This window comes from Maribacter sp. PR66 (genome assembly GCF_028464205.1).
Lineage (GTDB): Bacteria > Bacteroidota > Bacteroidia > Flavobacteriales > Flavobacteriaceae > Maribacter > Maribacter flavus.
Window position 1 is genome coordinate 89072 of record NZ_JAQPCH010000001.1, and the last position, 14188, is coordinate 103259.

A 14188-nucleotide genomic window follows, 5' to 3' on the forward strand; every position below is an offset into this window, starting at 1 on the left:
ATTGTTTTTTGGGATGTATCGAAAATGGAAAGGGCCATGGGTTCAATAAACATTAACCAAACCCCTTGGAAATTCTTCCGTACATAAACATACATAAAAACAATTATTATGAAACTAAGAAAAACAATCAGATTTATCCTGCCCATAGTCATGGGCGCAATGCTCTTCACCTCCTGTAGTGATGACGACGGTGACTTCATACCTCCAATAGTCGATGGAGGCGATTCCGAAACCTATCAACTGAGCTCCGTTTCCAACCCCGACATCTCGGGTACAGCCAAAATTATTGACAATGAGGACAACTCCATAACCGTAGAACTGGAGCTGCAGAATACCCCATGTGGAGGAATGCATCCCGCTCATATCCATTTTAATACAGCCGCGGAAGGTGGGGATATAGCAATTACCCTGGGGACGGTGGATGGTTCAACCGGCATGAGTTCCGTTACGTTTTCTACGCTTGACGACGGTACTCCCATTACCTACGAAGAATTGTTGGATTTTGACGGATACATCAATGTCCATGCCAGTGCAGATGACCTTGCAACTTTGGTCGCCCAAGGCGATATAGGTCAGAACGAGCTGAACGGCGAGACCAAGGTTTATGAACTGGGAAGCGTAGCCATTGAAGAAATCAGCGGTACGGCTACATTCTCAGAACGAGTAAATGGAGAAGCTTTAGCTACTATTATATTGAACAATACGCCCGCTGATGGTATACACCCGGGACACATACATATGAATACGGCTGCAGAAGGTGGTGATATTGCCTTCACTTTCAATCCAGTCAATGGTGCTACCGGCATAAGTAATACGAATGTCTCCGCGTTGGATGATGGCACCGCTTTTGGTTACAACGATGTGCTAACCTATGACGGATATATCAACATTCACCTAAGCGCGGATGACCTCGCTACTTTAGTAGCCCAGGGGGATATTGGACAAAATGAATTGACCGGTGAGGCCAAAAGCTACGAACTTGATTCTGTTGACGTTGATGGGATTGATGGTATGGCTACTTTTGAAGAACGGGTAAACGGTGAAGCCTTGGCAACACTTATGTTGAACAACACCCCTGAAGACGGAACACATCCTGCGCACATTCATATGAATACGGCCGCAGAAGGTGGAGACATCATCTTTACGTTCAATCCAGTCGATGGTGCTACCGGTATGAGCATGACCAATGTAACCGCGTTGGATGACGATACTTCATTTGGATATGCCCAAGTATTGGAAGTTGATGGATATATTAATGTTCATTTAAGTGCCGATGATTTGGCCACTTTGGTTGCACAAAGTGATATTGGCCAAAATGAATTGACCGGGGAAGCCAAAACCTACGAATTAGGTTCCGTTGCGGTACCGACCATCTCTGGTACAGCGACCTTCGAAGAGCGTCTAAATGGAGAGGCTTTGGCAACTATCATGCTTGAAGGTACCCCAGATGGTGGTATGCACCCCGGACACATACACGCCAATAGCGCGGCGGAAACGGGCGACATTTTATTTACCTTCAATCCCGTGGATGGAACTACCGGAATGAGCGTGACCAATGTAGCTACCTTGGACGATGACTCGGCTTTTGGATATGATGATGTATTGGAAGTAGACGGATATATCAATATTCACTTGAGTGCGGATGATTTGGCCACTTTGGTAGCCCAAGGAGATATTGGCGAAAATGAGCTCACCGGGACCTCCAAAACCTATGCCTTGGCCACAGTAGATGTACCAGGAATAAGTGGAAGTGCCACCTTTTTTGAACGTGTAAGCGGAAATGCCCTGGCGATAATAGAACTCACAGGCACCCCGGCAGACGGTGTGCACCCGGCCCATATCCATGCGAACAGCGCTGCGGAAACCGGTCCGATAATCTTTAGCTTTAATCCCGTTGATGGAACTACGGGGATGAGTAGCACCCATGTGGAAATCTTGGATGACGAGACCCCGTTCAGCTATCAGGATGTGTTGGAAGTAGACGGATATATCAATGTGCATTTAAGTCCGGATGACTTGGCAACCTTGGTTGCGCAAGCTGACATCGGAATAAATGAGTAAACACGTTTCATTATTTGATAAAATAGGGCGACCAAATTTGGTCGCCCTATTTTATTATAAAAAGATCATTTTATCGTACCCTAGCTGGCTCCCTGCGTTCACTGCCTTCCATTCCAGTAAGGCTATCTCCCAATTCGGCCCGCATGGCATCGGCCATAGCGGTAATTTCTGAAATAATATCCGGATGTAAATCCGCAATGTTGGTGGTCTCACTAACATCGGCCTCCAAATCATACAGTTCAATATCTTTTAGTTTCACCATTTTATAATCTCCTGGCAGCCCGTCCTTACCGAGTTCTTGACCTTCCATGGTTCTATAGGTATGGGGAAAATAAAGTTTCCATTTTCCATAGCGCACCCCAAAGAGTTCATTGACGCGATAGTAATAGAAATAGGCCTTTTGGGGACTATTGTCGGTTTCACCCGTAAAGAGGCCCCAAGCGCTTTTACCATCGATTTTCTTTTGGGGCAATTGTGAATTTGTTGCCTCGGCAATGGTAGGTAAAATATCGATGGACATGACAGGTGCATCCACCACCCTATTGGATGGGATTTTCTTGGGGTATTTCACCAAAAAAGGTTCGCGCTGGCCGCCTTCCCAAGCAGTACCTTTGCCTTCCCTGAGCGGATAGGCACTCCCCGCATGGTTGCCGTAGGAAAGCCAAGGCCCGTTATCCGAAGTAAAAATCACTATGGTATTTTCGGTCAGTGCGTTTTCCTCCAAGGCCTTTAGGATTTCCCCAACGGACCAGTCCAACTCCATGATAACGTCACCGTACAAACCCCTTCCGGATTTCCCCTTAAATTTATCGGATACAAATAAGGGAACATGTGGTTGTGGATGGGGCACGTAAAGAAAAAATGGCTTCTCTTTATTTTTGTTGATAAAATCCACGCTCCTTTCGGTAATGCTTTTTGTGAGGTCTGATTGGTCCGTTAGCGTGTCCAGTATTTTTTCGTTTTCGTACAACGGTAAAGGACCGAAATTGAACACAGGCCCTTGCTGCGGATGCAATGGCCACATATCATTGGAATAGGGAATACCAAAATATTCATCAAATCCATGATTATTGGGCATCAATTCAGGCGCATCGCCCAAATGCCATTTCCCAAAAATTCCGGTAGTATATCCCTGGGACTTGAGCATTTCGGCCAAGGTAGTTTCCTCAGGGTTCAATCCGATCTCGCTATTGGGCATCAATGCATTGTGGATGCCAATTCTATTGGGGTAGCATCCGGTAAGAATACCGGCCCTAGATGCGGAACAGACCGCCTGTGCAGCATAAAAACTAGTGAGCTTCAGTCCCTCCTTGGCCATTTGGTCCAAATTAGGGGTAGCGATGTCATCGGCTCCAAAAACACCTACATCATTGTATCCCTGGTCATCTGTAAAAATTAAAACGACATTAGGTGGCTGAACTTCTTTTGAAGTTGATTTTTGTGGTCTCTCTTGACAAGAACACATAGTAATCAGCATTAAAAAGACAAATCCTTTAAAATTTAGTTCTTTCATGTGTTTTTTATTGTTGTTTTTGATAAGTCACATGTAACCATTAACGATTACACTATTTTTTTAAGGATTATTCTAAATCATGTCGGTTTCATTGACACTTTTTCAAAAATACCCAGTTAAATTACTTGTAAGATGCCATGAATATAGTTAATTTCCGAACGTATATTTTGAATGACCTTGACCAAAATGAATTTAAATAAGATCTTTAAGAAGAACCGCTCATTTTCATTTCTTTTAGTTTACGGCTTTTTGATTGTAGGATTACTTAGCTGCTCAAACCAAGAAAAAAAGGAAGTAGATAAAGATAGTGTGGCAGATGTGATCGCCTCGATGTCAGATACCCTTCCTATTGTTTCCTTACCTCCGGATGTGGATCCAGAGCATGAAGATTGGAAAGGCGCGGATCTAGATCCAAAATCCCCCGTACTTCCCTTATATCCAGAAGAAGAGGCCAAAAAATTTCTATTGCCCGAAGGCTACCATATTGAACCGATACTTACCGAACCCCAAATTGAACAGCCCGGTGCCATCGCTTTCGACGGTAATGGGAGAATGTTCGTTCTAGAATTGCGTACTTATATGCTTACGGCCGATTCTGACGGCACCTTGGAACCTACAAGTAGAATCTCCAGATGGGAGGATACCGATAATGACGGAATCTATGAAACGGGAACTGTCTTCGTGGACAGTCTTATTTTTCCCCGATTTGTACTGCCCTACGGAAAGGATGCCGTACTGACCATGAATTCAGATGAGGATAATGTATATAAATTTTCCGACACCAATGGTGACGGCAAGGCCGATAAAAAAGAACTCTTCACCACAAATTACGGTAGATCAGGGAACGTAGAGCACCAACAGGCCTTTATGTATTACAACATGGACAACTGGATGTACAGCACCTATAACGCCTTCCGGGTCAGGGAAACGCCTACTGGAGTCATCCGTGAAAATACGGGATATAACCGGGCACAATGGGGCGTAACACACGATGATGATGGAAAGGTTTGGTTTTTGGGAGGTGCAAGCGGCCTACCATCCCAATTTCAACAACCCGTACATTATGGTAATTTCGATTATGAGGATACCGACAATTATGCCGAAGGTTTTGAGGAACCGTGGGGCGCACCTGTATTGATCGGCGATCTTCAGGAAGGAATGGATCGAGTTCGTGAAAACAATGGTGGTCCAAAGAGGGTAACCGGTGCGGCCGGAAACGATATCTACCGTGGCGACCGATTACCCAAAGAATTATACGGACAATTGTTCTATGGAGAACCAGTAGCTCGGATTGTTCGCCAGGTTGATCCGGTGGTCAACGAAGGAATCACCACCTTGCACAACGCATTTCAGGACCAAAAATCCGAGTTCCTTCGATCCACAGACCCTTTGTTCAGACCGGTAGATATGACCACCGCACCAGACGGAACCATGTATATTACGGATATGTACCATGGAATTATACAGGAAGGGCAATGGGCGCAAAAGGGTACCTACCTTCGCGCAAAAATTGAGCAATACCAACTGGACAAGGTCATTGGATTAGGGCGTATCTGGCGTATTACCCATGACAGCAAGGAGCGGGACAAGACCAAGCCGAATATGCTGAATGAAACACCTGCCCAACTTGTAAAACATTTGGAGCATCCCAATGGTTGGTGGCGGGACAAGGCACAACAGTTGATCGTGTTGTCACAGGATAGAAGTATCGTTCCAGAACTTGAAGCCATGGTTAATAATAGCGATAATACATTGGCTCGTTTCCATGCCTTGTGGTGCTTGGAGGGCCTGGGTTCGTTGAAAGAGAAAATGGTTGAAAAATTAATGGAAGACCCCAATCCCAGAATGCGTATTCAAGCCATGCGTGCGGGGGAAACACTTTATAAGTCGGGTAAAAAATCGCTTGGAAAGGATTATTTAAAATTACTTGAGGAAAAAAATGTAGATGTAGTATTACAGGCAGTTTTGTCGGCACACATTCTTGAAGTCCCATCCTTCGACATTGCCCTTAAAAAATTACTCAAGTCCAATTCGGCCAAAGGAATACAGACCATTGGCAAACAGATTTTAGAACCAAAAGAAGTCAAAAATTGGTGGGAAGTAGGCAACAACCAGCTTACAGGGGCACAGAAAAACTCCTTGGAACGGGGACGGGTCATTTTCAATGAACTGTGTGTACAGTGTCATGGAAACGATGGCACAGGAACACCCGTTGGAGATGGTTTGGTCATGGCACCGGCCTTAAGCGGTTCCACCCGAGTACAATCGCACCCGGAATATGTTATTAAAACGGTGATGCACGGACTGGAAGGCCCATTGGATGGAAAAACCTACCCAGCGGGTATTATGGTGGGCAACAAAGAACAATCCGATGATTGGATTGCGTCCATTGTATCCTACATTCGAACCAACTTATCTAATGAAGCCACCTTGGTATCCGCGGAGGATGTCCATAATGTTAGGACCAAAACGGAGGAGCGTAACACGCCTTTTGTATATGATGAGTTAATGACATCCGTTCCGCAACTCCTTGTGCCAAGCGAAGATTGGAATATTACGGCAAGCCATTCCGTACCCACAAGAATTGGTGGCCGGGCCTCACCTACCAGTGCGTTTAATTTTGAGGGATGGAGTTCTGGAGGTAATCAGGAAGAGGGCATGTGGTTTCAAGTAGAGTTCCCGGAACCTATGAGCGTCTCTGAAGTTCACTATAACGCGACCCCAATTTCTAGAGGTTGGCGTCCCGGATCGCCACCGCCACTTCACACCTATCCGCGTGGCTATAGATTAGAAACCTCCATGGATGGAATTTCATGGAAAGAAATTGAAAAAGGCGAAGGAGAACAGGCAGATGTTTCCCTGATTTTCGACCCTGTTGAGGCCAAGTTTATTCGTATGAGCTTAACGAAAAACTTTGGCCCACAAGAGGACCGTGAAATACCATGGTCCATGAGACAAATGAAGATTTATGGAGCATCAAAAAAACCTGTATTATGAATAACAAAAAAAACACAGTTTCAAGAAGAAACTTCGTAGCGAATTCAGCCGCTTTGGCCATTGGGACAACACTGATTGGTCCAAATATTTTTGGAAAAAATAGGTTGCTGAATTCAGCTGTCCCAAACTCTAAAATAAATGGGGTGCAAATCGGGGTAATTACGTATTCCTTTAGAAGTATGCCTGACCAAAGTGCAGAAGCTACGCTACAATATGTGTTGGATTCGGGCATTAACGCCATTGAATTAATGGGAGATCCGGCTGAATCCTTTGCAGGAAAACCCGAAAGTTCTTTGGACAGACGAACGCTTTGGGGATTAATGCGCTCCAAAAGGGAAGGAACAATAACAGCAGCGGATGAAAAAAAATTGACGGAAATACAAGAGGCCATGGGCGTCTATAATGAAAAAGTGGCTACCTGGAGGTCTCAAGTTTCTATGGACAAGTTTAAGGAACTTAAGAAAATGTATAATGATGCCGGGGTAATCATTTACGCATTTAAGCCCAATGCTTTTGGCAAGGACAATACCGATGAAGAAATAAACTATGGGTTCAAAGCTGCTAAGGCCTTAGGGGCATCCCATGTGACCCTGGAACACCCAAGTGATGATGCACACACTAAAAAACTAGGGGAAATGGCCTCGAAACATGGCATATTTGTTGCCTATCATGGCCATACACAGCAAACACCCACCTTTTGGGACACAGCTTTGGAACAATCCAAATACAATGCGCTTAACTTGGATTTAGGACATTTTGTTGCTGCTGGAAATGAAGCCCCCTTGAATATTATCAAGGAAAAACACGATCATATAAAAAGCATGCACGTAAAGGACAGGCAAACTCCTGAACATGGCCAGGGCAATGTGGTTTGGGGAGAGGGAGATACCCCGCTAGTAGAGGCTTTGCAAATGATGCGCGATAATGGTTATTCATTTCCTGCTACCATTGAATTGGAATATGATATTCCCGAAGGTTCGGATGCCATTGCTGAAGTAAAAAAATGCTTGGCCTTCGCTAAAGAAGCTTTGGAAGGCTAGTTTAGATATAGACCTACCAGACCTTCTGGGGTAGCCACTTCAATGGTTTTGGATTGCCGGTCTACTTTTTTAATAATTTCATCATTGATGGGAATCAACAACTGTTTGTCCCCTTTTTTAATCTCGAAAAGTGCTTGGGAGGTAGTATCGTTTACACCTTCAACAATACCTATGTCCCCATGGACATCATCCAAGACGGTAAAGCCGATAACCTCATGATAATAGAACTTGTTGCCCGAAAGTTTAGGCAACATAGTTAGGGGAAGGTAAAGTTCACAACGCATGATTCTGTCCGCATCGGACTCGTCCTTCACTTCTTCAAAATCGATACGAAGCAAGTTGGATTTGTGAAGGCGGGAACGTTTAATAAAAAATGGAACCAGATTGTTTCTCAATGAAACAAATACTGATTCCATATTTTCGTAAATCTCGGGGTCGTCTGTGTCCAACTTAACCAGGACTTCACCCTTAAAACTATATTTTGAAACGATTTTGCCTAGGTAGAAACAATCTTCCTTTCGCATCGTTAAAACTACTCGCCTTCTTTTGGAGCTTCTTCCTCTTTCATCTCAGGAGCGGCAGGGGCCTCTTCCGGTACTTCAGGTGCTTCCTCTACAGCTTCAACTTCTTCCTCTGCACTTTCTCCTTCTGGAGTTTCTGGAAGTGCAGCAGCCGCAGCTTCAGCAGCCCTTTTCTCGTTTATTTCTTTTTCAGCAGCCAATGCTTTTGCTTTAGCTTCTTCCTTCGCTTTATCCAATCCACCCTTTTTGGCATCGATTGCAGCTTCCTTCTCGGAAACCCAGGCATTGAATTTTTCCTCAGCCTGCTCCTCTGTCAATGCGCCTTTCGCAACACCTCCTAATAGGTGTTTTTTCAATAGAACACCCTTATATGAAAGGATGGCTTTGGCAGTATCCGTTGGCTGAGCTCCGTTCTGCAACCACTTTACGGAACTATCCACATTCAAATCTATGGTTGCTGGATTGGTATTGGGATTGTAGATTCCTAATTTTTCCAAGAATTTACCGTCTCTTTTGGCTCTTGAATCGGCGGCAACCACCCAATAAAATGGTTTACCTTTTTTACCGTGTCTCTGTAATCTAATCTTAACTGGCATATCACATTAATTTGTAGGGTGCCCGACCCTTGGTTATTAATTCATTATTTTTTATTCCGCCATTCCCACAAAGATGGGAATCATTATCCTTGAAAAAGGGCTGCAAATGTAATTTAATTTCCTTGATTTGGCAATCATTGCTTCCACAAAATTTAGAAGCACATTGTTAAAACCTTTAAGAGCTTTTAACTTAGCAAGTTAAATCTATGCAAAACCCCCTTAAACACTTGGTTTTCCAAGATATTCCTGTATCTTATGTCATGTAGTTATTGAAAGACAATAACCGTTATAAATTTAAATGATAAGATAGATTATGAAGTATTCAGAAAAAATTTCTAACAGGTTAAATGATTTGTTGACCAAAACGTACGACGCAGAAAAGGGATATAAACTGGCACAGGATAAAGTAGATAATCCAACCGTAAAAAAATTTCTTGCGGATAAGGTTCAACAGCGCTATAATTTTGGCCATGAACTTAAGAGAGAAATTCAAACTTACGGAGAACTGCCGGATAAAGGTGGAAGCACCAAAGGCGACTTGCACAGAACATGGATGAATTTAAGTGCAAGCCTCAGTTCGAATAGTACTGAACGCATCCTGGAAGAGGTAGAGCGCGGTGAAAAGGCCAGTCTGGAAGAATACAACGAAATTCTAAAGGACGATAATATGGAACTCGCACCAACTACCCAAGAAATCCTGATCAAGCATAGAAACCAGATTGAGAGCGCTTTAAACAATGCCAGGATTTATGAGGAAGCGATTTCCTAAAAAATATCTAACCATAAATATGAATGTAAAGCGGACGCTAAAACGTCCGCTTTTTTTGGTTGATAACTCCTAGCAACTACACTTTTTCCAAACGTCACTTTTGAGTATTTTTATAAATCCATTTCTTTTGAATCCCAAACATCAGTTTTCGCAAAATTTTTTTTGAATTTGGGCTTCGACTTTTTGGAATTGAACACAAGATTCGTCAATATGTTCCGATTCCCTCGGAATTAAAAAAAATATATGTACCTAATTTTCGACACCGAAACCACTGGACTGCCAAAACGCTGGGACGCCCCCATAACCGACACGGATAACTGGCCCCGATGTATCCAAATCGCATGGCAATTGCACGATGCCATGGGCAACCTTTTGGACCAGCAGGATTATCTGGTAAAACCTGAAGGTTTCAACATTCCTTATGATGCCGAGAAAATCCATGGTATCTCCACTGCCTTGGCGGAACAAGAGGGAGTCCCTTTGGCCGAGGTATTGGAAAAGTTCAATGATGCCATGTCCAAGACCAAGTTCATCGTAGGACAGAACGTTGGGTTCGATATCAAAATCATGGGAGCGGAATTCCACCGGATTGGCGTTGAAAACCCCTTGCAGGAACTTCCGGTCTTGGATACCTGTACGGAACATACGGCCGAACTTTGCCAAATCCCGGGTGGGCGCGGAGGTAAGTTCAAGCTTCCCACGCTAACCGAATTGCACGAATATCTTTTTAAGGAACCCTTTGCGGAAGCCCATAACGCCACCGCGGACGTGGAGGCCACTACCCGCTGCTTTTTGGAGTTGGTCCGGCTCAGACAGTTTACGGCCGAGCAATTGGATGTACAGCCCGATTATTTCAGGAATTTCTCCGAAGCCAATCCGCAGGAGATTCAGCTTATCGGCCTAAAGCATATCAACCTAAAAAAAGCATCCAAAAAAATTGCCGATGCCCTCTGGGAAAAGGATACAGGCGGTATCACCAAGGAAGAAATAAAGGAAAACTTGGCCACCTTGGAGACGGCCGCTTTTGCCCATCTCCACAATCATACCCAGTTTTCCATATTGCAATCCACCATCAGCGTACCTGACCTCATCGCGGCGACGGCCAAGGCAAAAATGCCTGCGGTTTCCATAACGGACCATGCCAACATGATGGGTGCCTTTCACTTTGTGAACGGTATCATCAACCATAATAACGGGGTTGCGGCCAGGAACGAAGAAAACAGAAAGCGTTACGAGGCTACCAAAAACGGCACCTTGGAAGAAGGTCAGGAACCCCTGGAAACATTACCGGAACCGGAGCGGGAAATTACGCCCATTGTGGGTTGTGAGTTCCAGGTGTGCGAGGACCATACCAATAAGACCCTAAAGGACAATGGGTACCAAATCGTGATGCTGGCGAAAAACAAGAACGGCTATCTCAATTTGGCCAAAATGTCCTCCATTGCTTTCGTGGACGGTAAATATTATGTTCCCAGAATCGATAAAAAAATCATTGAACAATACAAGGATGACATCATTGTCCTAACGGGAAACCTGTATGGCGAGGTACCGAGCAAAGTTTTAAATGTAGGTGAAAACCAAGCCGAGGAAGCTCTGATATGGTGGAAGGAAACCTTTGGCGACGACCTGTATATTGAAATCATGCGCCACGGGCAGGAAGACGAGGACCGTGTCAACCAGGTTTTGATCCAGTTTGCACAAAAGCACCAAATTAAGTTGGTGGCCACCAACAACACCTATTACGAAAAAAAGGAAAATGCACATGCCCATGATATTTTGCTTTGTGTAAAGGACGGCGAAAAACAATCCACGCCCATTGGTAGGGGCCGTGGCTATCGTTATGGGTTGCCCAATCAGGAGTACTATTTCAAGTCCTCGGATGAAATGAAGGAGCTTTTCAAGGACATCCCAGAGGCCATCATCAACATTCAGGAAATCGTTGACAAAGTAGAGACCTTTACCTTGGCAAGGGATGTCTTGTTACCCGCTTTTAATATTCCCGAAGAATTCCAATTTGAAGAGGATAAACTTGATGGGGGCAAACGCGGTGAAAATAAGTACCTACGTCACATCACCTATGAAGGTGCCAAAAAACGTTACGGGGAAATTACCCCTGAAATTGACGAGCGCCTTGATTTCGAGTTGAAAGTCATTGAAAAAACGGGGTATCCGGGATACTTTTTGATTGTGGAGGATTTCATAAGGGCGGCCCGTGATATGGGGGTTTCGGTAGGACCTGGCCGGGGATCTGCCGCAGGTTCTGCGGTGGCCTATTGCCTTTGGATAACCAATCTCGACCCTATCGAATACGACTTGCTATTTGAGCGTTTCCTCAATCCGGACCGTATCTCCATGCCCGATATCGATATCGACTTTGATGATGAAGGCCGTAGCAGAGTTATGGACTACGTGATCGACAAATACGGATCAAACCAGGTGGCGCAAATTATTACCTATGGTACGATGGCCGCCAAATCTTCCATCCGTGATACGGCACGAGCCTTGGACCTTCCCCTTGGCGATGCCGACCGAATGGCGAAACTGATTCCCAACATGTCCAAGTTGAAAAAAATTATGGGGGTCGATGAGAAAATCCTCAGAAGCAAGTTCAACAGTGACGACATGGTCAAAATCAACGAACTGTTGGCCATTTCAGAAGGGGACGGATTGGAATCCGAAACCTTGAACCAAGCCTATGTTTTGGAGGGTTCCGTACGAAATACAGGAATCCATGCCTGTGGGGTCATCATTACACCTGACGATATCACCAAATTCGTACCAGTGGCCTTGGCGAAGGATTCCGACATGTACTGTACCCAGTTCGACAACTCCGTTGTGGAGAGTGCCGGACTCCTCAAAATGGACTTTTTGGGTCTAAAAACCTTGACCCTTATCAAGGACACCGTTAAGATTGTCAAGGCCAAACATGGCATTGAACTAGATCCTGAGAATTTTCCGTTGGACGATGAAAAAACCTACCAGCTTTTTCAACGTGGGGAAACGATTGGGGTGTTCCAGTACGAATCGCCCGGGATGCAAAAACACATGAGGGCGTTAAAACCTACCGTGTTCGCCGATCTTATTGCCATGAATGCCTTGTATCGACCTGGACCCATGGAATATATTCCCAGCTTTATCGCCAGAAAGCACGGTACGGAGGAAATCGTGTACGACTTGGAGGCTTGCGAGGAATACTTGGCCGAAACCTATGGTATTACGGTATATCAAGAGCAGGTAATGCTCTTGTCCCAAAAATTGGCGGATTTCACCAAAGGCGAAGCGGATGTACTACGAAAGGCCATGGGGAAAAAACAAAAGTACGTGCTGGACAAAATGAAGCCCAAATTCATCCAACAAGCCTCTGCCAAAGGCCATCCGGAGGACAAACTGGAAAAAATATGGAAGGACTGGGAAGCCTTTGCCGCATACGCCTTTAATAAAAGTCACTCTACGTGTTACGCATGGATAGCCTATCAAACGGCCTATTGCAAGGCCCACTATCCTGCCGAATACATGGCCGCGGTGCTCAGTAACAATATGAACGACATTAAGCAGGTCACCTTTTTCATGGAGGAATGTAAGCGCATGGGGCTGGATGTTCTAGGACCGGATGTTAACGAATCGTATTACAAATTCGCAGTGAACAAGGACGGAGCGGTCCGGTTTGGAATGGGGGCCATAAAAGGAGTAGGAAAAGGTGCCGTAGAGGCAATCGTTGAGGAACGAAAGGAAAATGGTCCGTATAAATCGGTTTTTGATATGGCCAAGCGCATCGACCTAAGGGCAGCAAACAAAAAAGCCTTTGAAAACTTGGCACTCGCCGGGGGATTCGATTCCTTGGGGAATTCCCACAGGGCACAATACTTTCATAACGACGGAGACGGAATCACCTTTTTGGAAAAAGTCATCAAGTACGGGGCAAAATTCCAGGAGAACCAAAATTCGGCACAAGTGAGCCTTTTTGGCGATGCCAGTGAAGTCTCCATCCCCGAGCCCATCGTTCCTCCCTGCGAGGAATGGGGTACCATGGAAAAATTAAGAAGGGAAAAGGAGGTAGTGGGCATCTACATTTCAGGCCATCCACTGGATGATTTTAAAACGGAAATCAAAGCGTTCTGCAATGCCAGTCTTTCCCATTGTAGCGACCTTCAAAATTATATCAATAGGGAACTGACCTTTGCGGGGGTCATTACGGATGTACAACACAGGATTTCCAAAAACGGAAAGGGATGGGCCTCCTTTACCATGGAAGATTATACGGACTCCTTTGAGTTCCGGATATTTGGGGAGGAATACCTCAAGTTTAGGCACTTCCTAATGCTAAACTCCTTCGCCTATGTAAAATTGTTCGTGCGGGAAGGATGGGTCAACCGGGAAACCGGACTCAAGGGAGAGCCACGAATGCAGTTCAACAGCTTTATGCTGTTACAGGATGTCATGGAATCCTTTGCCAAAAAATTGACCATTAGGCTGAACATCGATGAATTGGAAGAAGCGCAGGTACACCAACTCAAGGATACCTTGGTTTCCCACAAAGGGGAACACCCTTTGAGCTTTGTGGTGTATGAAATGCAGGAACAGATCAAGGTTCGATTGAGCAGCAGAAAACAAAAAGTACAGATTTCCAGTGAACTATTACAACGACTGGAGGAGCAACAGGTACATTTTAAACTTAATTAGCCAAAAGACCA

The 14188-nt window shown here is 44.8% G+C and carries 8 protein-coding genes; 5 read left to right on the forward strand and 3 right to left on the reverse strand.

Annotated elements, in window-relative coordinates:
- The first annotated feature begins 108 nt into the window (after positions 1-108).
- Positions 109-2061, forward strand: a complete 1953-nt coding sequence (locus PP181_RS00430; RefSeq protein WP_272635552.1) for a CHRD domain-containing protein — start codon at positions 109-111, stop codon at positions 2059-2061.
- Between the two features lie 70 nt (positions 2062-2131).
- Here PP181_RS00430 and PP181_RS00435 read toward each other — a convergent pair whose 3' ends face one another.
- Complete coding sequence (locus tag PP181_RS00435) at positions 2132-3574, reverse strand: sulfatase family protein (RefSeq protein WP_272635553.1); 1443 nt, start codon at positions 3572-3574, stop codon at positions 2132-2134.
- Positions 3575-3760: 186 nt separating this feature from the next.
- On the opposite strand from PP181_RS00435, the gene PP181_RS00440 reads away from it, so the two are divergent.
- Both PP181_RS00440 and PP181_RS00445 read left to right on the forward strand, forming a co-directional pair.
- Positions 3761-6571: a DUF7133 domain-containing protein gene (locus PP181_RS00440; RefSeq protein WP_272635554.1), complete on the forward strand. Its 2811-nt coding sequence runs from the start codon at positions 3761-3763 to the stop codon at positions 6569-6571.
- Positions 6568-7611 (forward strand): sugar phosphate isomerase/epimerase family protein, encoded by a 1044-nt coding sequence (locus PP181_RS00445; RefSeq protein WP_272635556.1) that lies wholly within the window; start codon positions 6568-6570, stop codon positions 7609-7611. The genes PP181_RS00440 and PP181_RS00445 overlap by 4 nt, the downstream gene beginning before the upstream one ends.
- Here PP181_RS00445 and rimM read toward each other — a convergent pair.
- Both rimM and PP181_RS00455 read right to left on the reverse strand, forming a co-directional pair.
- The gene (gene rimM / locus PP181_RS00450; protein ID WP_272635557.1) at positions 7608-8135 is read right to left on the reverse strand and encodes a ribosome maturation factor RimM; all 528 of its coding nucleotides are present in this window, start codon (positions 8133-8135) and stop codon (positions 7608-7610) included. The genes PP181_RS00445 and rimM overlap by 4 nt on opposite strands.
- Before the next feature lie 8 nt (positions 8136-8143).
- On the reverse strand, positions 8144-8728 hold the full coding sequence (locus tag PP181_RS00455) for a 30S ribosomal protein S16 (RefSeq protein ID WP_272635558.1): 585 nt from the start codon (positions 8726-8728) through the stop codon (positions 8144-8146).
- Positions 8729-9041: 313 nt separating this feature from the next.
- On the opposite strand from PP181_RS00455, the gene PP181_RS00460 reads away from it, so the two are divergent.
- A complete protein-coding gene (locus PP181_RS00460) occupies positions 9042-9497 on the forward strand; it encodes a ferritin-like domain-containing protein (RefSeq protein WP_138257777.1) in 456 nt (151 codons plus the stop codon).
- A 243-nt stretch (positions 9498-9740) separates the two neighbouring features.
- The gene (dnaE, locus tag PP181_RS00465; RefSeq protein ID WP_272635559.1) at positions 9741-14177 is read left to right on the forward strand and encodes a DNA polymerase III subunit alpha; all 4437 of its coding nucleotides are present in this window, start codon (positions 9741-9743) and stop codon (positions 14175-14177) included.
- Positions 14178-14188: the final 11 nt, after the last annotated feature.